This is a genomic window from Nocardia seriolae NBRC 15557, assembly GCF_007990715.1.
GTDB lineage: Bacteria > Actinomycetota > Actinomycetes > Mycobacteriales > Mycobacteriaceae > Nocardia > Nocardia seriolae.
Genome location: NZ_BJWY01000034.1, coordinates 1 through 22,767, shown reverse-complemented (window position 1 = coordinate 22,767; position 22,767 = coordinate 1). Strand labels below are relative to the sequence as shown.

20 protein-coding genes are annotated in these 22,767 nt (G+C 67.9%); 12 read left to right on the top strand and 8 right to left on the bottom strand.

Annotation, left to right across the window (positions count from 1 at the left end; all coding sequences use genetic code 11):
- The first annotated feature begins 28 nt into the window (after nt 1-28).
- Entirely contained in the window at nt 29-1,132 is a 1,104-nt protein-coding gene (rsgA, locus tag NS2_RS13185) for a ribosome small subunit-dependent GTPase A (protein ID WP_147207175.1), read from the top strand.
- A 15-nt stretch (nt 1,133-1,147) separates the two neighbouring features.
- Entirely contained in the window at nt 1,148-2,434 is a 1,287-nt protein-coding gene (locus NS2_RS13180) for a sensor histidine kinase (RefSeq protein ID WP_033087742.1), read from the top strand.
- On the opposite strand, the gene NS2_RS13175 is transcribed toward NS2_RS13180, so the two are convergent.
- Nucleotides 2,429-3,226: a serine hydrolase domain-containing protein gene (locus NS2_RS13175; RefSeq protein ID WP_081985887.1), complete on the bottom strand. Its 798-nt coding sequence runs from the start codon at nt 3,224-3,226 to the stop codon at nt 2,429-2,431. The two genes, NS2_RS13180 and NS2_RS13175, sit on opposite strands and share 6 nt — an antisense overlap.
- A 263-nt stretch (nt 3,227-3,489) precedes the next feature.
- Here NS2_RS13175 and NS2_RS13170 point away from each other — a divergent pair, with 263 nt between their 5' ends.
- On the top strand, nt 3,490-4,338 hold the full coding sequence (locus tag NS2_RS13170) for an SDR family oxidoreductase (RefSeq protein ID WP_033087741.1): 849 nt from the start codon (nt 3,490-3,492) through the stop codon (nt 4,336-4,338).
- 59 nt (nt 4,339-4,397) lie between these two features.
- On the opposite strand, the gene NS2_RS13165 is transcribed toward NS2_RS13170, so the two are convergent.
- On the bottom strand, nt 4,398-6,287 hold the full coding sequence (locus NS2_RS13165; RefSeq protein WP_052086358.1) for a glycosyltransferase: 1,890 nt from the start codon (nt 6,285-6,287) through the stop codon (nt 4,398-4,400).
- A 126-nt stretch (nt 6,288-6,413) separates the two neighbouring features.
- On the bottom strand, nt 6,414-6,911 hold the full coding sequence (locus NS2_RS13160) for a GtrA family protein (protein ID WP_033087740.1): 498 nt from the start codon (nt 6,909-6,911) through the stop codon (nt 6,414-6,416).
- Nucleotides 6,912-7,008: 97 nt separating this feature from the next.
- Here NS2_RS13160 and NS2_RS13155 point away from each other — a divergent pair, with 97 nt between their 5' ends.
- The 3 genes from NS2_RS13155 to NS2_RS13145 all read left to right on the top strand — a co-directional run bounded on the left by NS2_RS13155 (nt 7,009) and on the right by NS2_RS13145 (nt 10,667).
- Nucleotides 7,009-7,968 (top strand): glycosyltransferase, encoded by a 960-nt coding sequence (locus NS2_RS13155; RefSeq protein ID WP_033087739.1) that lies wholly within the window; start codon nt 7,009-7,011, stop codon nt 7,966-7,968.
- Between the two features lie 50 nt (nt 7,969-8,018).
- Nucleotides 8,019-9,611, top strand: a complete 1,593-nt coding sequence (locus tag NS2_RS13150) for a DUF2142 domain-containing protein (RefSeq protein ID WP_235263958.1) — start codon at nt 8,019-8,021, stop codon at nt 9,609-9,611.
- 81 nt (nt 9,612-9,692) lie between these two features.
- On the top strand, nt 9,693-10,667 hold the full coding sequence (locus NS2_RS13145) for a glycoside hydrolase family 18 protein (RefSeq protein WP_228102579.1): 975 nt from the start codon (nt 9,693-9,695) through the stop codon (nt 10,665-10,667).
- 47 nt (nt 10,668-10,714) lie between these two features.
- On the opposite strand, the gene rfbB is transcribed toward NS2_RS13145, so the two are convergent.
- A complete protein-coding gene (rfbB, locus tag NS2_RS13140; protein ID WP_033087738.1) occupies nt 10,715-11,719 on the bottom strand; it encodes a dTDP-glucose 4,6-dehydratase in 1,005 nt (334 codons plus the stop codon).
- Between the two features lie 434 nt (nt 11,720-12,153).
- On the opposite strand from rfbB, the gene NS2_RS13135 reads away from it, so the two are divergent.
- Nucleotides 12,154-12,897: a DUF8020 domain-containing protein gene (locus NS2_RS13135; protein WP_033087737.1), complete on the top strand. Its 744-nt coding sequence runs from the start codon at nt 12,154-12,156 to the stop codon at nt 12,895-12,897.
- A 136-nt stretch (nt 12,898-13,033) separates the two neighbouring features.
- Here NS2_RS13135 and NS2_RS13130 read toward each other — a convergent pair whose 3' ends face one another.
- Complete coding sequence (locus tag NS2_RS13130; RefSeq protein ID WP_228102578.1) at nt 13,034-14,023, bottom strand: alpha/beta hydrolase; 990 nt, start codon at nt 14,021-14,023, stop codon at nt 13,034-13,036.
- A 265-nt stretch (nt 14,024-14,288) separates the two neighbouring features.
- Here NS2_RS13130 and rfbA point away from each other — a divergent pair, with 265 nt between their 5' ends.
- Both rfbA and NS2_RS13120 read left to right on the top strand, forming a co-directional pair.
- A complete protein-coding gene (rfbA, locus tag NS2_RS13125; protein ID WP_033087735.1) occupies nt 14,289-15,164 on the top strand; it encodes a glucose-1-phosphate thymidylyltransferase RfbA in 876 nt (291 codons plus the stop codon).
- A 2-nt stretch (nt 15,165-15,166) separates the two neighbouring features.
- Nucleotides 15,167-15,733 (top strand): dTDP-4-dehydrorhamnose 3,5-epimerase family protein, encoded by a 567-nt coding sequence (locus NS2_RS13120; RefSeq protein ID WP_033087734.1) that lies wholly within the window; start codon nt 15,167-15,169, stop codon nt 15,731-15,733.
- A 100-nt stretch (nt 15,734-15,833) separates the two neighbouring features.
- On the opposite strand, the gene NS2_RS13115 is transcribed toward NS2_RS13120, so the two are convergent.
- Nucleotides 15,834-17,327, bottom strand: coding sequence for an MFS transporter (locus tag NS2_RS13115; RefSeq protein ID WP_370737308.1), 1,494 nt, complete (start codon nt 17,325-17,327; stop codon nt 15,834-15,836).
- Between the two features lie 59 nt (nt 17,328-17,386).
- Here NS2_RS13115 and NS2_RS13110 point away from each other — a divergent pair, with 59 nt between their 5' ends.
- Nucleotides 17,387-17,812 (top strand): MarR family transcriptional regulator, encoded by a 426-nt coding sequence (locus NS2_RS13110; RefSeq protein ID WP_081985886.1) that lies wholly within the window; start codon nt 17,387-17,389, stop codon nt 17,810-17,812.
- Nucleotides 17,813-17,821: 9 nt separating this feature from the next.
- On the opposite strand, the gene NS2_RS13105 is transcribed toward NS2_RS13110, so the two are convergent.
- Both NS2_RS13105 and NS2_RS13100 read right to left on the bottom strand, forming a co-directional pair.
- Nucleotides 17,822-18,694, bottom strand: a complete 873-nt coding sequence (locus tag NS2_RS13105; RefSeq protein ID WP_033087733.1) for a helix-turn-helix domain-containing protein — start codon at nt 18,692-18,694, stop codon at nt 17,822-17,824.
- Nucleotides 18,695-18,799: 105 nt separating this feature from the next.
- Nucleotides 18,800-19,387 (bottom strand): DUF4282 domain-containing protein, encoded by a 588-nt coding sequence (locus NS2_RS13100; RefSeq protein WP_033087732.1) that lies wholly within the window; start codon nt 19,385-19,387, stop codon nt 18,800-18,802.
- 337 nt (nt 19,388-19,724) lie between these two features.
- Here NS2_RS13100 and NS2_RS13095 point away from each other — a divergent pair, with 337 nt between their 5' ends.
- Together NS2_RS13095 and NS2_RS13090 are read left to right on the top strand one after the other, a co-directional pair.
- A complete protein-coding gene (locus NS2_RS13095) occupies nt 19,725-20,201 on the top strand; it encodes a hypothetical protein (protein WP_155238998.1) in 477 nt (158 codons plus the stop codon).
- A 316-nt stretch (nt 20,202-20,517) separates the two neighbouring features.
- The gene (locus tag NS2_RS13090) at nt 20,518-22,725 is read left to right on the top strand and encodes a molybdopterin-dependent oxidoreductase (protein ID WP_033087731.1); all 2,208 of its coding nucleotides are present in this window, start codon (nt 20,518-20,520) and stop codon (nt 22,723-22,725) included.
- The last annotated feature ends 42 nt before the right edge of the window (nt 22,726-22,767 follow it).

Here is a 22,767-nt window from a genome sequence, read left to right as displayed (position 1 = left end):
GGGCTCGGCCCATCAAAGGACTCCACAAATGGCATCGGTCGATCTCGACCTGCTTGTTCCCTTCGGCTGGAACTCCACCCTCGCCGCCGATTACCTGCCCTTGCTCGGTGACGATCTGATTCCGGCCCGCGTGATCCGCATGGATCGCAGCGAATGCGATATCGCCGCACCGCTGCCCACCGCCGACTACCAGAGCCGGTTGACGGCCGCGGTGGTGCGTGCACAACTCCCCCGCTCGGATTCCGAGATCAGTGGGCTGTGCACCGGTGACTGGGTGGCCATCGACGCCGGGCGCACGGTGCGCGCCCTGCTGCCGCGCCGGACCGCCATCGTCCGGGCCGCCGTGTCCGGACAGCCGGATTCCCGCGCCAAGTCGGCCAACCAGGTGCTGGCCGCGAACATCGATACCGTCCTGGTCTGCACCGCCGGTGACGGAGATGTCGATCTCGGCCGCATCGAGCGGCTGCTCGCCCTGGCCTGGGAATCCGGTGCGCAGCCGACCGTGGTGCTCACCAAAGCCGATCTGGCACGCGATATTCCGATCGACGCCGTCCGGGCCGCCGCGCCCGGCGTGACGGTGCTGGCGGTCAGCGCGTCCACCGGTGTCGGCATGGATGTGCTGGCGGGCGTGCTCTACGGCACCGTCGCTCTCATCGGGCCCTCCGGCGCGGGCAAGTCCACCCTCGCCAACGCCCTGCTCGGCTCGGAAGTGTTCGCCACCAGCGAGGTTCGCGCCGGCGACAAGCGCGGCCGCCACACCACCGTGCACCGGGAACTGCGCCCGCTGCCCGGCGGCGGTGCGCTGATCGACACCCCGGGCCTGCGCTCGGTCGGCCTCTGGGATGCCGCCGAGGGCCTCGGCCGCACCTTCAGCGATGTCGAATCCCTGTCCGCCCAGCGCCGTTTCACCGACTGCTCGCACGAATCCGAACCGGGCTGCGCGGTGCTCGCGGCCATCGCGTCGGGCGCGCTGCCGCAGCGACGGCTGGACAGCTACCGCAAGCTCAGCCGCGAGAACGAGTGGCTGGCCGCACGCAGCGACGCCCGGCTGCGGGCCGAGCGGGAGAAGGCGTGGAAGACCATCAACAAGAATCAGCGCCGCATGTACAAGGAACGCGGCAAGCGGCGCTGAGCCTAGGGTGGTGGGATGACCAGCGCATCGAGCCGCCTGCGGGCCCTGCCGGGGGCCGTGGGTTATCTGCTGGTCGGCGGGTTGACCGGGGCGGCGGCGCTGTTCGCGGTGGTCGGGTTGCTGCTGGTGGCGGGGCTGGGCCTGGTCGGCGTGGGGATTCCGGCGATTCCGGAGGCCCTGCGGCTGATCCGGCCGCTGACCGAGTTCGAACGGCGGCGGGCGGGGCGGCGGCTGGGTGCGCCGATCGTGGTCGAGTACCGGCCGGTCACCGGGGATCTGCGGCAGCGGCTGGCGACGGTGTTCCGGGACCCGGCCGTTCGGCGTGACCTCGGGTGGCTGGTCGTCCAGGCCACCACCGGGGTGGTGATCGCGCTCTTCGCGGTGGGTCTTCCGCTCGGTGTCCTCAATCAGCTTGCGATACCGGTGTATTGGCGGTTCGTTCCGCCCGACGCGCCCGTCGACAGCTTCGGCTTCGTCGTGAACTCCTGGCCGCTGGCGGGGTGGAGTGCGGCCATCGCGATTCCCTTGGCCGCGCTCACCCTCCAGATCCCGCTCGTCGCACGCGGGCAGGCGCTGCTGGCTCGGACGCCGCTCGGTCCGGCGCGCGGTGCGAATCTGGAGGTCCGGGTCGCGGAGCTGACCGCCACCCGCGCGGCCGCACTGGATGCGCATGGGGCGGAGTTGCGGCGCATCGAACGGGATCTGCACGACGGGGCGCAGGTTCGGATCGCGGCGGTGATCATGCAGCTGGGGCTGGCGGACCAGCTGCGCGAACGGGATCCGGCGGCCGCGGGTGAGCTGGTGCGCAAGGCACAGGACACGGCGGAGGCCGCGCTGGCGGAACTGCGGGACGTCGTGCGCAGCGTCTACCCGCCGATCCTGGCCGATCGCGGACTGGCGAGCGCGCTCACGGCATTGGCGGCCCGCTCCCCGATCCCCGTCGAACTCGAGCTGGGTCCCACGATCCGGCGGGGCGGGGAATCCGGTGACGACGCCGAGTTCGTCATGGCGCGGCGACTGCCGGCCGCCGTCGAGGCGGCGGCGTACTTCGTGATCACGGAGGCGATCACCAATGCGACCAAACATTCCGAGGCACAGCAGGTTCGGATTCGGCTCGGTGGCGGCGACGCATCGCTCGAGGTCGAGGTGCGCGACGACGGCGTGGGCGGCGCGGCCGAAATCGAAGGCGGCGGGCTCGCCGGGATGCGGCGGCGGGCCGAGGCGCTGGACGGGCGGATGGAGCTGAGCAGCCCGGCCGGTGGGCCTACCGTGGTGCGGGTCGAATTGCCGTGTGGGTCATGAGGAAAAAGGTGAGCGGGGTGATGGCGTCGTGCGGGTGGTGATCGCCGAGGATGATGCGCTGCTCCGGGAGGGGCTGGCGCTGTTGCTGAAGACCGCAGGAATCGAGGTGGTCGCCGACCGGCCGGCAATCTTCTCGATCAGCATGCCGAGCAGGACGTAGTTGGTGTTGGTGTAGACCGAGCGCGCACCGGGCTCGAATCGCGGCGGCATGGACATGGCGATGCGCACCAGATCAGCGGGTTCGTAATGGGCCCATCGGATTTCCTCGGCATCGGGCTTCAGTTGCAGGCTGTTCGGGGCGGGCGTGAGCGCCGGATCACCACCGGCCACGTAGTCCGGCAGGCCGCTGGTGTGCTGCAGCAGCTGATGGACGGTAATGCGGTTGCCGTCGTTGCCATTGCCCCGTACCACGCCCGGTAGATAGCGTTCGATCGGCGCTTCCAGGTCGACCTTGCCATCGCCGGCCAGCTGCAGGACCACGGTGGCGACGAAGGTTTTGGTATTGCTGCCGATTCGGACCCGGGAGCCCTCGGCGATGGGTGCGCCGGTGGCCGTGTCGCCGACCCCCGCGGTGCGGACGCGATGGCCGCCCGGGCCATCGATGGTCACCTGCGCGCCCGGAAACCCGTGTTGCCGGACCAGTTCGTCGAGCAGACGGGTCAGTTGCGGGTCGAGGGCGCCGGGACGGTCGGTGGCCGCGCGATGGGTACCGCATCCCTGGACGGCCAGCACGGCCGTCACCACCATCCCCGCCGCCAACGCCCTGCGCCAACGGGACCGAGCTGTGCTCATGGAAGATATTCCTCCTGTTCAAGCCGGTTTTCCGGCCATTTCGAGCCTAGGAATCCGAATGCGCGCGGCCCATGCCCCGCACACCCGAATCGCGGTTGTGCGCGGGACCCGGGTGGGGTAGCGCCGGCACTACCTATATGCACCTTGTTGCATAGTGCCCATTTCTCGCCTACTGTCCGAGATGCGAGAGTTTCTGCCCCGCCGACTCACCCGGGCGCGGATGATCGGATTCGGGGCGACAACAGCAGAACAGGAGTGGATCCATGACCGGAGCACAGAGGCCGCTGGCGGGTCGGACCATGATCATGTCGGGTGGCAGTCGCGGGATCGGGCTGGAGATCGCCAAGCGGGCGGCGGCCGATGGCGCGAACATCACCCTCATCGCGAAAACCGATGCGCCGCATCCGAAACTGCCCGGCACCATTCACACCGCGGGCGCGGAGCTGGAGGCCGCGGGCGGCACGGTGCTGAAATACCTCGGCGACGTGCGCGACGATGAGGCGGTGGCGGATGCGGTGCGTCAGACCGTGGAGCGGTTCGGCGGCATCGACATGGTGGTCAACAACGCCTCGGCCATCGACATCTCCCCCACCGAGCTCCTGCCCATGAAGAAGTACGACCTCATGCAGGACATCAATTGCCGCGGCAGCTTCCTGCTGTCCAAGCTCAGCATCCCGGCCCTCAAGGAATCCGCCCAGGCCGGGCGCAACCCCCACATCCTCACCCTGTCCCCGCCGCTGAACCTGGACCCCAAGTGGGCGGGCATGGCCCTGGGCTACACCATCGCCAAATACGGAATTTCGCTCACCACACTGGGTCTGAGTGAAGAGCTGCGTAAGTACGGCATCGGCGTGAACTCCCTGTGGCCGCGCACCACCATCGCCACCGCGGCCGTGAAGAACCTCCTCGGCGGCGAGGAAATGATCGCCACCTCCCGCACCCCCGACATCTACGCCGACGCCGCCTACCTGGTCCTGACCTCCCCTGCCAAGGACACCACCGGCAACTTCTTCATCGACGACGACGTCCTCGCCGCCTACGGCATCACCGACCTCGACAAGTACCGTGTGGTCCCGGGCGACGGCGAGCTCACCACCGACCTTTTCCTCTGAGACGAAACATGGCCCGGGACTTCGCGTCCCGGGCCATGGTCAGGTGAATATCCTGCCGTCTAGTCGATTCCGTAGAGGCGTTCCCAGTTCTCGCGGCTGGTGAGTTCCGGCATGGCGGCGCGCCAGCGGTTCTGGAGGCCGGGGAGGTCCTTGCGGAGCTGCTTGAGGACGCGGTAGGTGCGCAGCAGCAGGCGGCGGGCGGTTGCCTTGTCGCGCACGCGGACTCGGACGCCGGATTGGGAGGCGTCGGTGACGACCACGTGGTTGAAGAGGCCGACGTGCCACCAGTGGGCGTCCTCGCGGGTGACCGCGACGGGGCCGGGGATGACGCGGCCGGTCCACTGGTTGAGGGCGCGCTTGTAGAGGACCAGCAGCGGGTGGCTGGGCTCGCCGCCGGCGCGGCGGACGTGCAGGTGCGCGTTGGCGACCGGGGAGGTGGCGGCCGCGTGCTTGGCGGTCTCGGGGTAGTCCGAGCGCGAGCCGCGGGCCTTGGCCAGCGCCTCGATGCCGCCGTCGCGCAGGATCTCCGGGCCCTTCAGGTAGTCCTCGATGCCCTGCAGGGTGGTGTGCGCCAGGCCGTACTGCATGCCGACCAGGTATTCGGCGATCTCGCGGAACAGCTGGCGGGTAATGGCTTTCGCGTCCAGGTCATGGTGCAGGGAGGACACGATGAGCGAGTTGCGCGAGGAGAAGTAGCGCGCCCAGTCGTCGAAGTCCTTCCAGTAGAAGTCGGCGTGCCAGACCGCGGCATTGGGGAGGGTGACGGTGACGAAACCGTTCTCCCGCGCGCGCAGGCCGTATTCCACGTCGTCCCACTGGAAGAAGATCGGCACCGGCAGCCCGATCTGCTTGACCACCTCGGCCGGGATCAGGCAGGTCCACCAGGCCTGGTAGCCCGCGTCCACCCGGCGCTCCTGGTGCTTCTTGAGCATGGAGGTGTTGCGCAGCGCCTTGGCCACCTTCTGGCCGTGGCGCAGCTTGCCCAGATTCGTCTCCTCCGCACCGACATTCAGGTAGTCGGGGTTGAACAGGAACAGCATCTGCGCGCCCACCAGGGTGGGTTCCACGGTCAGATTGGCGAAGGCGTTGAGCCGCAACACCGTTTCCGGCTCGCACAGGATGTCGTCGTCCATGAGGATGACGTCGGCGTGCTCATTGGCGGCCGACACCTCGTAGAGGCCGCGCGTGAAACCGCCCGCGCCACCGAGATTCGGCTGCCGGATGTAGCGCAGCTTGTCGCCGAACTTCGGCTGGGTCTCGCCGAACAGCGCCTGATCCTGGACCAGGTCGGCGCCCTGGTCTACCACGTACACGGCGTCGATGAGCGACAGCACGGTCGGGTCGGAGGCCAGGGCCGCAACGGTATTCGCGCAGTCCTGCGCCCGGTTGAAGGTGCAGATGGCGATGGCCACCGGGCGCACCTGCTCGGGCGCGGCCGCGGTCCAGGCCAGATCGGTGATCACGGCCTCGCCGCCGAGCGCCTCGATCTCGAGCCAGATCGCGCCGCCGTCGACGTACATGTCCAGCGGCGCGTTCAGCACCACCCGGCCGGTCTCGCGCACCACGGCGGTGTCGACCACGCGACGGTGCCCGGCGATATCGGAGGCGGCCAGCCGCACCCGCACCTTGCCGGACACCTCGAGGGTCATGCCCACCTCGACCTCGGTGACCTTGGTCCAGCGCTGCCAGTAGGCGGCGGCGAAGCGCCCGAAGTAGGTATTGGTGCTGACCGACGCGCCCTTCTCCAGGCGCAGCGTCTGCCGTTCCCGGGTGACCTTGCCCTTGGCCACCGCGTACAGGTCATCGCTGATCTTCGGCGCGGGTCCCATGAAAATGCCGCGCGCCAGCACCATCCGTTCCGGCGCGGCGTGGTCCGCGCGCAGGGTCGCGGGCGCTTCTACGCTCTTGCGGTCCTCGGTTTCGGTCACGGCCTGGGCCGACGCATCCATGAATCCCTCGACATCCTTTGAATAATTAGACACCGGCTCAATCCGACGTGGTCGCACCGCCACTGTCTCTTGCTCGGCCGGGCGAGAATATCAATCACCAATCATGGTGGCAGCGCGAACCCGAACTTAGCGATCGCCCTCGCGTGTTCCGGTGAAGACGAATTTGCCGTATGCCCAGAATCGGAAGCCCATGGCCACCGCCTGGCCGATGAGAGTGCCGGAAACGTTGTCCGCCAACGGACTGTCCAGTCCGAGAACATAGCGTGAAAATCCGAGGCACCCCAGCTGCAGTCCGATCGCCATCACATTCAGCACCGCGTAGATGAGGATGTGCCGCGCCCCGGTATCGCCGTCGTGATCGGAGTAGGTCCACCACTTGTTGCCGAAATAGGTGACCACCGTGGCCACGCCAATGGAGATGATCTTGGCGACCAGCGGGAGGTGGAACAGCGGGCCCTCGCCGCCGGTGAAGACCAGCAGGTTGTAGGTGCCCGCGTCGACCACGAAGCCGATCGCCCCGACCACCAGGAACGCGCCGCCGCGCTGCATCAGGCCGCGGAGCTTCCCGGTCGGAGAGGCATCCGGCGCGGTTTCGCTCACCGCCGTGGACTCGTTCGCAGACACCGGCCGACGGTACCCCAACCCGCCACACCCATATACCCGTGACGGTCGGGTACCCTCCCCGGTGTTCATATTCGCCTCCGATCAGAGGATTGACCGGGTGGACTCCACCGAGCTTCGTATTGCCGCCATTGTGCCGTGCCACAACGAAGAGGCCGCCGTCGCGAAGGTCGTCGCCGACCTGAAGGCCGCCGTCCCGGGCATTGTCGTCTACGTCTACGACAACCTGAGCACCGATGCCACCGCCGAAAAGGCGCGCGCGGCCGGTGCGATCGTGCGCACCGAGAATCGCAAGGGCAAGGGCAATGTGGTGCGCCGCGCCTTCGCCGATATCGAGGCCGACGTTTACCTCATGGTCGACGGCGACGACACCTATGACGCCGCCGCGGCCCCCGAGATGATCCGCACCCTGCTCGAGGGTCCCTACGATCACGTGCTCGGCGTGCGCCGCGAAGTCGAGGCCGGTTCGGCCTACCGGGCCGGGCACGAGACCGGCAACAAGGTGCTGAACGGCGTGGTGGGCAAGGTCTTCGGCGAGAACGTCGAGGACATGCTGAGCGGCTACCGGGTCTTCTCCCGGCGCTTCGTGAAGTCCTTCCCGGCGGTGTCGCGGGAGTTCGAGATCGAGACCGAGCTGACCGTGCACTCGCAGCACCTGCGGGTCCCGCAGACCGCCGTGCCGGTCGGTTTCCGCGATCGGCCCGCGGGCAGCGAATCCAAGCTGCGCACCTACAGCGACGGCTTCAAGATCCTGCGCCTGATCGTCGGCCTGGCCCGGCACGAGCGTCCGGTCGCCTTCTACGGCCTGTTCGGCACGCTGGCCTGGCTCGTCTCGGTCGTCCTGATCACCCCGATAGTGATCGAGTTCTACCGGATTCACGAGGTCCCGCGGTTCCCGACGTTATTCCTCGGCTTCACCCTGCTGCTGCTGGGCAGCCTGGCCTGGACCGCCGGGCTGATCCTGGACGGCATCCGCCGCTCCCGGCACGAGGCCGCCCGCCTGATGTATCTGCGTTACTCCGCGGTCGGCGAGGACGCCGCGGCCGGTTCGACGCGATGACGGTGAGGCTTGCCGGGCAGAATCCCAACGGCGAAGCAGAATCGGACACCGTGGTTACCGAAACGAACGAGAACCCCGTCGCGGTGTCGGAACAGACCCCGGCCAAGCCGGAGAAGATCCCGGCCGCGCAGCCCGAGCACCGCTCCGGCCTGCGGCGCGCGGTAATCGGCGTCGAGCGGCGATTCGGTTCGGCCGCGGTGCTTTTCATCCTGATCGCGGGCATTTTCGGCGCGGTGTGGTCGGTGCTGACCCCGCCGTTCTGGGGACACGACGAGATCACCCAGTTCGGCCGGGCCTACCAGGTCGCGCACGGCGGTTTCCTGCCGGAGAAGATCCACGACGATCGCGGCCCGGCGTGGGGCGGCGACGTGCCGGTCAGCATCGACACGCTGATGAGCTACGCCTTCCACGACTACAACGACAATCCGGACGAGCCGGAGCCCATGGTCGCAGACCCGCACGCCTACGACGAGCTCGGCGCGGCGGCGGTCAGCGACGAGACCAAGCAGGTGTGGTTCACCAATACCGCCGCCTACTCGCCGATTCCGTATCTGCCGCCCGCGGCGGGCATCCGCATCGCCGAGGCGCTGGATCTGAATGTCGGCGGCATGGTGCTGGCCACCCGGTGGGCCGGGCTGATCGCGTACCTGGTGATCGTCGGCTTCGCGCTGCGTGTGCTGCGCGGGCACCGGGTGCAGTGGCTGGCCTTCACCGTCGCGGTGCTGCCCATCGCGCTGTTCCAGGCCGGGACCGTCACCACCGACACCGTCACCAACGCGCTGGCGCTGCTGCTGTCGGCGCTGGTGGTCAAGGGCCTGTTCCTCGGCGAGCGGCTCTCCAAGCCGGAGACGGTGGCCGCGCTCGCCACCACGGTCCTGCTGCCGGTGTGCAAGCCGACCTACGTGCTGATCGCCATGCTGACCGTGCTGATTCCCGCGCGGCGCTTTCACTTTGGATCCAGGTCCGGTTTCGACGGCACCGAGCGGGTCGCGGCGTGGCAGCGAGTGCTGCCGTGGGCGACCGCCGCGGTGGGCGCGCTGGTATGCGCGGTGTGGATGAAGATCGCCGCCCCGACCGGTGACGGCATGAGCCTGATGCGGCCCGAGAAGGACTGGGGCAATGTGCGTCCGGGCGACCAGCTGCACGGCATCCTCACCGACCCGGCGCATTTCCTGCGCGTCTTCGGCGACAGCATCGCGCGTCGTGACCAGCGGTGGTTCACCCAGTTCTTCGGTGCGCTCGGCTTCTCCTACGTGGAAGTGCCCGCGCTGACCATCCTGGCGAGCCTGCTGGCCTTCATCGTGAGCATCGGTGTCGCCGAGCGCTTCGCACCGCGCGCCGCGAGCCGACTGAGCACCTGGGTGGTGCTGCTGACGGTGGCCGCCAGCGTGGCCATGATCTACGTGACGCTGTACATGTCCTTCACACCGGTCGGCTATTACATCATCGACGGCGTGCAGGGCCGCTACTTCGTGCCGCTGGCGGTGCTGGCGCTGGCGGTGCTGCTGCGCTGGATGCCCTTGCGGCTCACCGATGCCGCCGGACGGTTCCCGGTGCGCGGTGCGGCCGTCACGGTGGCGGGGGCGACCTCGGTCGCGCTGATCGCCGCGGTGGTCAAGTACGCCACCATCGTCTGGGGCTGATACCGAATCCGCGGCTGGCATGCGTTGGTGGGGTTGCGGAGCCGGTGGCGCAGTTGGTCCCGCACCCGGCGAATTGCCTTGGTGTTGCTGGTCATTGTCTGCATCCTGCTGACGCCCGTCCTCGCGGCCGCAGTATTCCTGCGTCTCGAGGACGCCGGGACACCGCCCTCCGATGCCCGGACCCGCGGCCGGGACGCCCTCTGGCTCGGTCACGCCTGGGTCGACGGCCGCGAATCCGACGCCGATATCGCCCAGCTGGGAATTCGGCTCTCCGGCACCGGAATCAAGGACCTCTACGTCCATACCGGCCCGCTGGACAATGACGGGACGCTGCCCGCGGAGCTGTATCCACAGGCGCGATGGTTCATCGACGCGGTGCATCGGACGCTGCCCGGAATTCGGGTGCAGGCGTGGCTCGGAGATGTGCTCGCCCCGGAATTCGACGGCCTCGATACCGAGGATCCCGCGACCCGCGATCGAGTTGTCACGACATCCGCCCGGGTGCTCGATCTCGGATTCGACGGCATTCACTTCGATTTCGAGCCGGTACGCTCCGGCTCGATCGGATATATCACCATCCTCGATCAAGTGCGCGCGGTCACGTCGAGCCGCCACGCGCTGCTGTCGGTATCCGCGCCGGTTATCGATCCGCTACCGGGTTTGCATTCGCTCGGCTGCGCCCTGTTCGATCACGGGAAATGGTGGTCCCAAGCCTATTTCGCGCAGGTGGCTCGACGGGCCGACCAAATCGCGATGATGTCCTACGACACCGCCATGCCGACCCGCTCGCTCTATGGCGGATATGTCGCTCAGCAAACCACCCTCGCCCTGCAGGTCACCCCGCCGACCGTGGATCTGCTGATGGGCCTGCCCGCCTTCCGGGCCGACGATCTCGGCCATCACAGTGCGGCCGAAACCGTCGCGGCCGGGATTCGTGGCGTCCGTTTGGGTTTGAGCCGCACCGACCGCGATCGCCGGGCCTTCGGGGTGGCGCTCTATGTGGATTTCACTGCCACCGAACAGGATTGGGCGGACTATCGGCGCGACTGGGCCTAGCGCGCACGTCGCCGGAGGCGACCGGAGAACCCTGTCGCCCGCGACCGCTACAGCACTTTCTCGCCCGCGGCGATGTAGGCCGTCTCGGTCGCGGCTTTCTGCGGCCGCCACCAGGATTCGTTGTCGCGGTACCACTCGACGGTGGCCGCCAGCCCCTGCCGGAAATCGCGGTAGCGCGGCTCCCAGCCGAGTTCGGTGCGCAGCAGCGAGGCGTCGATGGCGTAGCGCAGATCGTGGCCGGGACGGTCGGTGACGTGGTCGAAGTCGTCGGGCGCGCGACCGAACGCCTCCAGGATCAGCTCGACCACGGACCTGTTGTCGCGCTCGCCCTCCGCGCCGATCAGGTAGGTCTGCCCGATCCGCCCGCGCTCCAGGATCTCCCAGACCGCGCTGTTGTGATCCTCCACGTGAATCCAGTCCCGGACCTGATGTCCGCTGCCGTAGAGCCGCGGCCGCACCCCGTCGATGAGATTGGTGATCTGGCGCGGGATGAACTTCTCCACGTGCTGGAAGGGCCCATAGTTGTTGGAGCAGTTGGAGATCGTGGCTCGCACCCCGAAGGACCGCACCCACGCGCGGACCAGCATGTCACTGGACGCCTTGCTGGCCGAATAGGGACTCGACGGGTTGTAGGGCGTGCTCTCGTCGAATGCCTTGGGGTCGTCGAGTTCCAGGTCTCCGTACACCTCATCGGTGGAGATGTGGTGGTAGCGCACCTGGTGGCGGCGCACGGCCTGGAGTAGCGAATAGGTGCCGATGATATTGGTCTGGACAAAGGGCCACGGGTCGGCCAGCGAATTGTCATTGTGGGATTCGGCGGCGAAATGCACCACCGCGTCCACACCGCCGACCAGGCGGTCCACCAGGGCGGTGTCGGCGACGTCGCCGTGCACGAACTCGATGCGGTCCGCGACCTGGTCGAGCGAGGCGCGGTTACCCGCATAGGTGAGTTTGTCCAGAACGGTGACGTGCATACCCGCACGGTGGGTCACGGTCTGATGGACGAAGTTCGCGCCGATGAATCCGGCGCCGCCGGTTACGAGCAGTCGCACACGGAAACATTACGTCGAGCGGGCGGGGCCGCGCGGATGGGTCCGGAAGTTGCCGTCTTTACACCAGCCGGGGATCCCGCGTGCGCGGAATCGGTCATCCCGCTGAAACATATGTACTTAATTGAAGAGCTACCGCTTGGTTGAAATGTCGGAATTTCGAGACTGGACCGCGACTTGCGCCGTCGAACAGTCACAATCCGGAAAGCACGCTTTGTGACCTTCATCACAAACATGACGCTGAGTGGCGTTCCGGCGGATCGTATATCCGCGCCAAAACCTTTCCTGCGCAGCAAGTTTCCACCACCTTGCAGACCGCATGATCGTCATGGTGAACAAAATTTGAACGAACGGTCACGATGGGTTCACCGCTCGTTAGCTGTCCTCCATTTCGATTCGTGTTGTCCCCCCGAGCTCTTCGATGAGGTTTCAACAAAATGCTGATGAGGAAATTCGCCGTGACCGCGGCCCTGGTGACCGCTGCTGTCGGAATCACCGCCGGCACCGTCAACGCCGCGCCCGCCGCCACCAACGACGCCGCGCCGATCGACTACACCGCCACCCAGACCGAGACCGGCGTGACCATCCGCACCGACGGCGGTTCGATGGTCGTCGAGGACGGCATCTTCAAGATCAAGGGCGCCGACGGCACCGTGCTCACGGGCGCTCCGCTGAAGTTCCAGGTCGACGACTTCACCTTCCCGATCGCCGCCGAGATCTCGGATCACACCGCGACCCTGACCCCGCAGGTCGAGATGGACAAGGCGACCTACACCCCGCAGAACGTCAAGGACGTCGCCCTGCCCTACGAGGACCAGGCTCCCTGGAAGTCGGACTACGACCGTGAGCAGGCCGCCTTCAACCGCATGAAGGACACCATCGGCACCGGTGCCACCATCGGCACCCTGGTCGGTGGCCTCGGCGGTGCTGCCCTGGGCTGCATCATCGGCGCCGGTGTCGCGGCCGGCTTCGCCACCATCGGTTCGGCGGGCATCCTGATGGCCATGTTCGTGCCGCTGCTGGGCGCTGCCGGTGCGGGCTGCATCGTCGGCGCGGGTGCGCTCGGCTTCGTCGGCACCCTGGCCGGTCAGCTGTTCATCACCGCTCCGGTCGCCATCGCCGCCGCGATCCAGTACTTCTCCACCATCAACGAGCCGCACATCCAGGCTCCGGCCAAGTAATACGCGGCCCACGGCAACACGAAACCCCCGCCCGGTTCACCCGGGTGGGGGTTTCGCTTTCTCCGGTAACAGATGTGGGGCCCGAGATTGTACGCCCCGAGCCCCACATCATCAATCACGCTGTGCCGGTTCGGGACTACGCGGTGCGTGCGATCCGTTCGGCGGCAATGCGGTCCCGGACGAACCGCGACACACTCGCCAGCGCGGCCCGGCTCTCGGGCATGTTCGGGAAGATGGCCATGAAGGCGTGCACCTGCCCGCGCCAGATCTCGAGGGGGGCGGGCACCCCGGACTGGGCCAGGCGGTGGGCCATGATCTCGCTGTCGCGGCGCAGCACCTCGTCCTCGGCGACGATGAGCAGCGCGGGCGGCATGCCCGCCAGCACGTGGTTGACCGGCGAGAGCCGCGGATCGAGGTGGCCGTCGACCTCCGCGCCCATCTTCACCACCGATTCCAAGGCGGACAGCGGGATCAGCGCGTCCCGGTGGTAGTTCGGGTGGTTGCGCTTCTCGGTGCAGTCCAGATCCAGTGCGGGGCACAGGCCGACCAGCCCGGCGGGCACCGGCAGCCCGGCGTCGCGGGCGCGCAGCGCGGTCGCGAAGGTCATGTAGCCGCCGGCGGAGTCGCCCGCAAAGACCACGCGGGAAGCCGGAACCCCGTGCGCGAGCAACCATTTGTAGGCGGTCAGGCAGTCGGTGACCGAGCCCGCGATATCGGTCTCGGGCAGCTGCCGGTACTCGACGCTGACCACCGGCAGCCCGGTGCGCCGGGCGAGCGCGGCCACCACGGGGCGGTGGGTGTCCAGCCCGCACAGGAAGAATCCGCCGCCGTGCATATAGAGGACGGCACCGTCGCGCAGCGACTTGCGCGCCCCGGCGGGCCGCACGATCTCCATGCGGAAACCATTGAGCCGCACCTGCTCCCGTTCCACCCCGCGCGGCGCCGGGCGGAACTTGGCCAGGGTGTTGATGACCGTGCTGGCCACCGGCATGGAGGCGGCGGTGACGGGCACCAGCTCACCGGCGGGCCGGATCATGGTGCGGGAGACGACGGTCAGCGCGCGGGCGGCGGCACTGGTCCGGTTCGGATTCTGGACGGGGACGTCCTGGAGGGCCGTATCTTTCACAGGCCGTTCGTGAGCCATCGCGCACCTACCTCGTTGTTGGCGCGCCGAGCCGTTCGTCCGGAGCGACCGAAACGTGGGCTCGGCACCCGGCGCGCGAGAGTCGGCGCTGACATCTCACATATCGTCATTTCAGAACACCATGAGAACGTGACCTACGCAACAGAAATCGCCAGATCGGTGCCCCGGTAAACGGGCGTGATCGATTCGGGGTCCAGTCGGAACCTAACCGCCACGGTCCGCGATCGAACTGGCAGACTGTCGTGATATGCGCGGAATCATCCTGGCCGGGGGCACCGGATCGCGGTTGCACCCGATCACGCGCGGGGTGAGCAAACAGCTGGTCCCGGTGTACGACAAACCGATGGTGTACTACCCCCTGTCCACCCTCATGCTGGCGGGGATCCAGGACATCCTGGTCATCACCACCCCCGAGGACAGCGACGCCTTCGCCCGCCTGCTCGGCGACGGCAGCCGCTTCGGCGTCTCCATCTCCTATGTGGTGCAGCCGGAACCGGACGGGCTGGCCCGCGCCTTCGTGCTCGGAGCCGACCACATCGGCACCGACAGCGCCGCACTGGTGCTGGGCGACAATATCTTCCACGGCCCGGGCCTGGGCACCCAGCTGCAGACCTTCCACGATCTGGACGGCGGCGCGGTGTTCGCCTACCGGGTCTCGGATCCGACCGCCTACGGCGTGGTCGAATTCGCCGACGGCCGGGCCGTTTCCATCGAGGAGAAGCCCAAGGCGCCGCGCTCCAACTACGCGATTCCGGGGCTGTACTTCTACGATAACGACGTGCTCGCCATCGCCCGCGACCTGAAGCCGTCCGACCGCGGCGAGTACGAGATCACCGATATCAACCGCGCCTACCTGGAGCAGGGCCGCCTGCACGTACAGGTGCTGGCCCGCGGTACCGCCTGGCTCGACACCGGCACCTTCGACTCGCTGCTGGACGCCGCCAATTACGTGCGCACCATCGAGCAGCGGCAGGGCCTCAAGATCGGTGTGCCGGAAGAGGTCGCCTGGCGGCTCGGCTTCATCGACGACGACCAGCTGACGCGGCTGGCCGAACCGCTGGTGCGGTCGGGATACGGCAAATACCTGCTGGGCCTGCTGGACCACGGGCGAACCTGGGAGTAGGCATGCGGATTCGGGAACTGTCGATACCTGGCGCGTGGGAGTTCACGCCCCGACTGCTCGGAGACAGCCGCGGCGTCTTCTACGAGTCGTTCAAGGCCTCGGAGTTCGAGAAGACGGTCGGGCGGCCCTTCGAACTGCTGCAGGTCAATATCTCCACCTCGGCCGCGGGCGTGCTGCGCGGCATTCACTACACCGAGAACCCGCCCGGCCAGGCCAAATACGTGACCTGCGTACGGGGCGCGTTCCTGGACGTGGTGGTGGACCTGCGCCGGGACTCGCCGACCTTCGGCAAGTGGGACGCGGTCGTGATCGACGATGTGGAGCGCAAGTCGGTGTTCCTGACCGAGGGCCTGGGCCACGCGCTGCTGTCGCTCGAGGACGACTCGACCGTCAACTACCTGTGCTCGCTCGAGTACTCCCCCGAATTCGACCGGGATCTGGACGCTTTCGACCCGGACCTGGCCATCGAGTGGCCGACCGTGGGCCGCAATGGCACACCGCTCACCTTCATCCGGTCCGACAAGGACGCGGCGGCTCCGCGCCTGGCGGATTTGAAACAGCCCAACTGATCTCGGAAAACAACTGAGGCGCACCGCTTTCGCGGTGCGCCTCAGCGTTTTTCAAGAGACCGGCCGGGTCCGTGTGAGCGGCGGGCCCGGCCGGTGGTGACTAACCGACCAGTTCGACCTCCAGCTCGCGGGCCTCCTGGCGGCGGGCCCGGAGCTGGGGCAGGAACACCGTCAGCGCGACCAGGGCTCCGACGATGGAGACGCCGGCGGCGAATTCCAGACCGGGACGGTAGGTGTCGAGCATGGCCTGCGGGGTCGGGCGGCTGGGCACGCTCGAGGTGACGATGGCGGTGGTCACCGCGAGCACGATGGCCGCGCCGACCTGCATGGCGGTCTGCAGCACACCGGCCGCCAGACCCTGCTCGTCATCCTCGAGACCGCTGGTGGCCTGAATATTGATGGCCGGGAAGCCGACCCAGCCGATGCCGACCAGCAGCACCGCGGGCAGCAGCACCGTCAGGTAGGACGGCGCGGTGTCGATGCGCAGGTAGAGCAGGTAACCCACGGCCATGACCACCATGGTGATCGCGATGATCGGGCCGGTGCCGAAGCGGTCGACCAGCTTGTCGGAGACGAAGGCCGAGGCGACCACCAGCAGGCCGACCGGCAGCAGCGCCATCGACAGCTTCAGCGGCGACCAGCCCAGGGTGTCCTGCAGGTACAGCGTGGTGATGAACTGCCAGCTGAAGTACGAACCGGCCACGGCGATGATGGCCAGGCTGGCCCGGACCAGGGTGGGCTTGCGCAGGATGCCCAGGCGGACCAGCGGGTAGCGAACCTTGTTCTCGGCGTAGACGAATGCCGCACCGAGCGCGGCCACCGCGACGAAGGATCCGATGGTGCGGGCCGAGGCCCAGCCCGCCTGCGGCGCGGAGACCACGGTGTAGACCAGCAGCAGCATGGTGGCGGTGGACAGCAGCGCGCCGATCAGATCGTGGCCACCCTCCTCGGCGGGCTTGTCCTTGGGGACCAGGAAGTACGCGGAGACCAGCGCGGCCAGCGCCACCGGCACCGGGAGCAAGAAGGTCCAGCGCCAGCCGAGGCCGGTCATCAGGCCGCCGAAGAGCAGGCCCATGGAGTAACCGCCCGCACCGAAGACGGTGTAGATGGACAGCGCCTTGTTGCGGGCCGGTCCCTCGGCGAAGTTGGTGGTGATGATGGACAGACCGGTCGGCGCGGTGAACGCGGCGGCCAGGCCCTTCACGAATCGGGTCAGGATGAGCAGCGCGGGCGAACTGACCAGAGCGCCTGCGAGCGAGGCCAATGCGAAGACGCCCAGGGCGATCAGGAAGACCTTGCGGCGGCCCAGCAGGTCGGCGGTGCGGCCGCCCAGCAGCAGCAGGCCGCCGTAGCCGAGCACGTAACCGCTGACCAGCCACTGCAGGGTGGAGGTCTGGATGTCGAGTTCGGTGCCGATGGAGGGCAGCGCGACGCCGATCATCGACACGTCGAGGCCGTCCAGGAAAAGCACGATGCACAGGGTGATGAGCATGCCCCAGAGCCGGGCGGTCCACTGCGTGGTGTCGGCCGCGGTGCTCACTGCGGGGCGGGTCTCGGTGGAAGTCACGAGAGTGGACAGTACATGCACGCGCATCAAATGCACAAGCATTTAATGCGGTTGCATGAATTGACCTCACCCACTAGGATGGCCGCATGCCGAAGCCGACCGCGCCTGTCGAACGGCCCGTGGTGAAGTCGTTGAAGTCGACGACCGCACCCGCCGGGCTGGTCAGTGAGTGGCGCGATCTGCTGGCCCGGCACGCGACGACCTCGTGCGCTCTGGAAAAGGAACTGCAAGGCCGCCACCACATCGGGCTCAGCGAATTCGAAACCCTCGACCGCCTCGTCGAAGCCGGCAGCGACAGCTGCAAGATGAGCGATCTCGCCAATGACATCTATCTGAGCCAGAGCGCGCTCTCACGCACAGTGGCCAGGCTCGAGCGCGACGGGCTCGTCGATCGCACGCTGTGCACCGAGGATCGGCGCGCCATCTTCGTGTGCGTCACGGAAAAAGGGCGCGAACTGCACCGGCAGGCCGCGCCCACGCACCGCGAGGTGCTGGCCCAGATTCTGGGCTAGATACTCCGGTCAGACCGCCGCGCGCAGTGTGTCGATCACCGGAAGTGCGTCCTTCGCAAGGGAACTCACGCCCGCGAAGGCCTCGCGGTAGCGTTCGACCTCGTGCTCCTTGTCGAGATACGAAGAACCGGTGAGGGATTCCACGTACACCACCGGCGGTTCGGTGGGCTCACCTGCAGCGGTGGGGAATTCGAGCAGCACGAAACGGCCCGCGTCCATGCCGTGGTGGTAGCCGCATTCGGCGGGCAGCGTCCGCAGCCGGACATTGGGCAGCTCGCCGAGCTTGCGCAGCCGGTCCAGCTGGCCGCGGGTGACGTCGTCACCGCCGATGCGGTGCCACAGCACCGCCTCGGAGATCACCACGTCCAGCTGCAGCGGCGATTCGGCGCGGGTGAGCAGGGATTGACGGGCCAGGCGCACCCGCACCCGGCGGTCCATCTGCTCGGCCGAGATGCCCGGGTAGGCGCCCGCGAGCACGGCCCGCATGTACTGCTCGGTCTGTAAAAGACCAGGCACCAGCTCGTTCTCGTAGCTGGTGAAGCGCCCGGCGGCCTCCTCCAGGCCGATGTAGACCTCGTAGCCCTCGTCGATCACATCGCTGAACTCCGTCCACCAGCCGCGGGCCTTGGTCTCGCGGGCCAGCGCGGTGAGCGGTTCGATGGATTCGTCGGGAGCGCCGTAGATCCGGCACATGGCCTCGACGTCCAGACTGCGTAAAGAGGTCTGACCGGTTTCGATGCGCCAGATCTTGGCCTCTGACCATTCCAGTCGCTGTGCGGCCACCCGGGTCGTCATGCGCGCGCGATTGCGCAGGTCGCGCAGCTGTCGGCCGAGTTGGCGGCGCGGCACGGTCGATCCGGTAATCCCCTGCGGTAGAGCCATTCGTCCCCCTATACCAGTGTTGCGATCGCATTGTTGCACAGGAAAACTCAGCGATCCATGGACGCGGGACGCGGCCGGGTGGTCAGGATATCGGCTCTACCCAGGCTACTTCCTGGAGGAGCGCTTGCGGAAGCGCCAGAATTGAACGGCCTGAACATCTTTCGAGAGCTGATTGACCGGTTCGGCCACGTCCGACAGCGCCTGGAAGAGATCGTCGGCCATATCGGCGATGTGCGAGACCCGCCCGGCCAGCCGGGAGGCATTGAGCACGAACTCCAGCAGCAGGCGCACCGTCGCGGCGATCACCAGGCCCAGCGGGATGGCGAAAACGACCGCGAACACGATGCCCAGCCACGCCGAAATCCGCCAGAGCCCCACGGTTCCCACGATCGGAATCGCGAAAGCCCCGGCCAGGCCCAGCAGATACGCCAGCGGCAGCAGGGTGCGGGTGGCGGCGCGGTGGAACTGCACGTCCAGCAGGGCGCGCGCGGCGTCGACGCTCCAGGACCCGAAAGCGCTTGGGCTGGAGAAGGGTTCGACCGGTTCCTCGGCCTCCTCCTCCGCGGCGATGCGGCGGGACATGCGCCGGGTCGCGGACTCCTTGAAGGCGGCCCAGCGGCCCTCGGAGATGATCTCGTCGAACTCGTCGAATTCCCCGAGTTCGGCGGTGTTCCCACCCGATTGGTCGGCCATGCCGACGATCTCCTCTCCCGCAGACCATTTCGGCCGCTCCAGTGTCTCCGGTAACGGACGGAGAGCACAGTCCGAGACAGTGTGTTGTAGAACACGTCCTCGCCGGGGGCGGCTATGGACCCGAGCCGGGACGCCAGTGCCCTTGACGGCGTCGGCGCAGGCAGAACCGTTGTCCCTATGTGATGTCCCTTTTGGGACGAAGTCATCAAAGGGTCAAAACGGACTGGACACACGGCGTTCCGGGCCCCAACCGGACTCGGGGTGGAAAACAGTGTGTAACGACCCGAACGCCTCGTTCCGATACGTCGCACAGAGCAGGAACTAGATCTACCGGGGAATGGAGAAACCAGTGCGTACGACGTTTTCGTCAGCCGTTGAGGAATCTGCGCAGGAATACATCCAGCGCGGCTGGACGGTCGCCGAAACCGCCAATGGCATCTGCCTGGTCACCGACGACGAACTCTCGGGCATCGAGGTAACCGGCGAGACCGCCGCGTTCGTGCGTCGCTACCTGCGCGCCAACAACCTGACCGGCCCGGTCATCGAGATCCCGGGCGCCGAGCGCCGCGAGATCCACCTCGTCACCGGCCTGCGCAAGGCCGGGCGCGCCATCGAGGCGCTGCGCGAGGCGGGCATGGTCGTCCACACCGACGGCGCGGGCATCCCGCTGCCGCCGAGCAAGCTGTCCGCCGGTGCGGCCTGCTGGGGCGTCGCCCCGCACGAGGCCCGCTGGGTCCCGCCGGTCGTCGCCGTCGCCGCCGCCGTTCGCGCCGCCGCCAAAGGAGCGCCGCAGGCCGCTCGCATCGCCTCCTGATCTCATAGCGCCGGTCGGCACCGGCTCGAATACCGGAACGAAACCCGCGAGTGCACCCCGGCGCTCGCGGGTTTCGCTGTATCCGGGTCCGAACGTTGCAAATTGAGAGAGAGCGGACATAATCCGAGGCTCCTCGCTCGGGAGTCACCGGAACCGAGTTCCGGGAGAGTGCTCCGATTCCGCTAGATCCTGTCAAGCGCAAGGCGATTCGCCGGTCGTGAACCCCTCCAAGATTTCGCGCGGAAAGCTGTAGGAGTCCGTACCCATCCGGCGCGGCAGGTGTTTCGCCCGCGAAGCCTCCGGGCGATCATTGGGTATGACCCACGTCACGGACAGCCCCCGGACACTGCTACGCACCTGCCCGCTCTGCGAGGCGGTGTGCGGCCTCGAACTCACCCTCGACCCCGACGATCGCATCGTCTCGGTGCGCGGCGACCACGCCGATCCCTTCAGCAAGGGGTTCATCTGCCCCAAGGGCGCGACCCTCGGCGCACTGGACTCGGACCCGGATCGCCTGACCGCGCCGATGATTCGCGATCGCGCCACCGACAGCTGGCGGACGGCGAGCTGGGACGAGGCCTTCGAGGTGATCCGGGAGCGGCTGCCGCAGGTGTCGGCGAGCTCCGGGAATTCGGCGGTCGGGCTGTATCTGGGCAATCCCAATGCGCACACCGTGGCGGGCGCGCTGTACGTGCCGCTGCTGATCCGAGCGCTGGGCTCGCGCAGCCTGTTCTCGGCCAGCACCGCCGATCAGATGCCCAAGCAGGTGTCGAGCGGGCTGATGTTCGGTGATCCGCTCACCGTGGCGGTGCCGGACCTGGATCGCACCGACTACCTGCTCATGCTGGGCGCGAACCCGCTGGAGTCCAATGGATCGCTGTGCACCGCACCGGATTTCCCGGGCCGGTTGAAGGCGCTGCGGCAGCGCGGCGGACGCCTGGTGGTGGATCCCCGGCGCACCCGGACTGCCAAACTGGCCGACGAGCACCTGTTCGTGCGGCCGGGCAGCGATGCCTACCTGCTGTTCGGGATCGTGCACACGCTGTTCGCGGAGGATCTGGTCGATATCCGCGTCGAGGTGAACGGGCTGGACGAGGTGCGCGCCGCCGCGGCCGAATTCACGCCGGAGTTGGTGGCGCAGCGCAGCGGGGTGCCGGCCGCGACCATCGTGCGGATCGCCCGCGAGCTGGCCGCCGCGCCGAGCGCCGCCGTCTACGCCCGGATCGGCACGTGCACGGCCGAATTCGGGACGCTCACGCAGTGGCTGGTGGATGTCGTCAATGTGCTCACCGGCAATCTGGACTCCCCCGGCGGGGCCATGTTCGCCACCGGAGCCGCCCTGGGCATCGTGCGGTCCCGGCCGTTCCGCACCGCGCGCTGGGGCAGCCGGGTGCGCGGATTGCCCGAGGCCATGGGCGAATTGCCGGTCGCCACGCTGGCCGACGAGATCCTCACCCCGGGTGAGGGGCAGATCCGGGCCATGGTGACGGTGGCCGGGAATCCGGTGCTGTCCGCGCCCAGCGGCGCCCGCCTGGACGCCGCCTTCGCCGGGCTCGAGTTCATGGTGAGCGTGGACCGCTACCTCAACGAGACCACCCGCTACGCCGACGTCATCCTGCCGCCGCCGCGCATCGCGCAGTCCCCGCACTACGATTTCGCGCTGCTCAACTTCGCGGTGCACAACTACGCCCGGTACTCGCGGCCGCTGGTGCCGCTGGGCGCGGGCGAGATGTCGGAGGCGGAGGTGCTGGCGCGGCTGGCGCTGGCGGTCTCGGGTCAGCGGCCGCAACCGGGGCTGGATCCGCTCACCGTGGTCGACGAGATCGTCATCGCGGGCACCCTGCACAAGGCGGGCATGGCCGAGCGGCGCGGTGAGCTGATCGGCGCGAACACCACCGAGCAGCGCATCGACATGATGCTGCGACTCGGGCCGTTCGGCGACTGGGCCGCCACCCCCGACGGCAGCGAATGGCGCGGCAAGCTGAATCTACAAGCGCTGCTGGACAATCCGCACGGCATCGATCTGGGCGCGCAGGAGCCGCGGCTGCCCGGCGTGCTGCGCACCGCCTCCCGCAGGGTCGAGCTCGCGCCGGACGAGATGCTGGCCGATCTGGAGCGGCTGCGGGCCCGGATGCGGGCCGAGCAGCCGGAGATGGTGCTGGTGGGGCGGCGGCAGCTGCGGTCCAACAACAGCTGGCTGCACAATGTGGCGCCGCTGGTCGGCGGCTCGAATCGCTGCACGCTGCAGATTCATCCGGATGACGCGGTCCGGCTCGGGCTGAACGGCCGGGCGGTGGTGAAGTCCGCGGCGGGCACGCTGACCGTGGAGGTCGAGCCGACCGAGGACATCATGCCGGGCGTGGTGAGCCTGCCGCACGGCTGGGGCCATGGGGACAGCGCGCAGTCGGTGGCACGGGCGCACGCCGGGGTGAACGCCAATGCGCTGACCGATGATTCGCTGGTGGACGTGCCGTCGGGGAATGCGGTCTTCAATGGCGTACCGGTGACGCTCACCCGGGCGTGACGAATTGGACGGCCATTAAAGACCTTTCGGTATCTAGTGTCC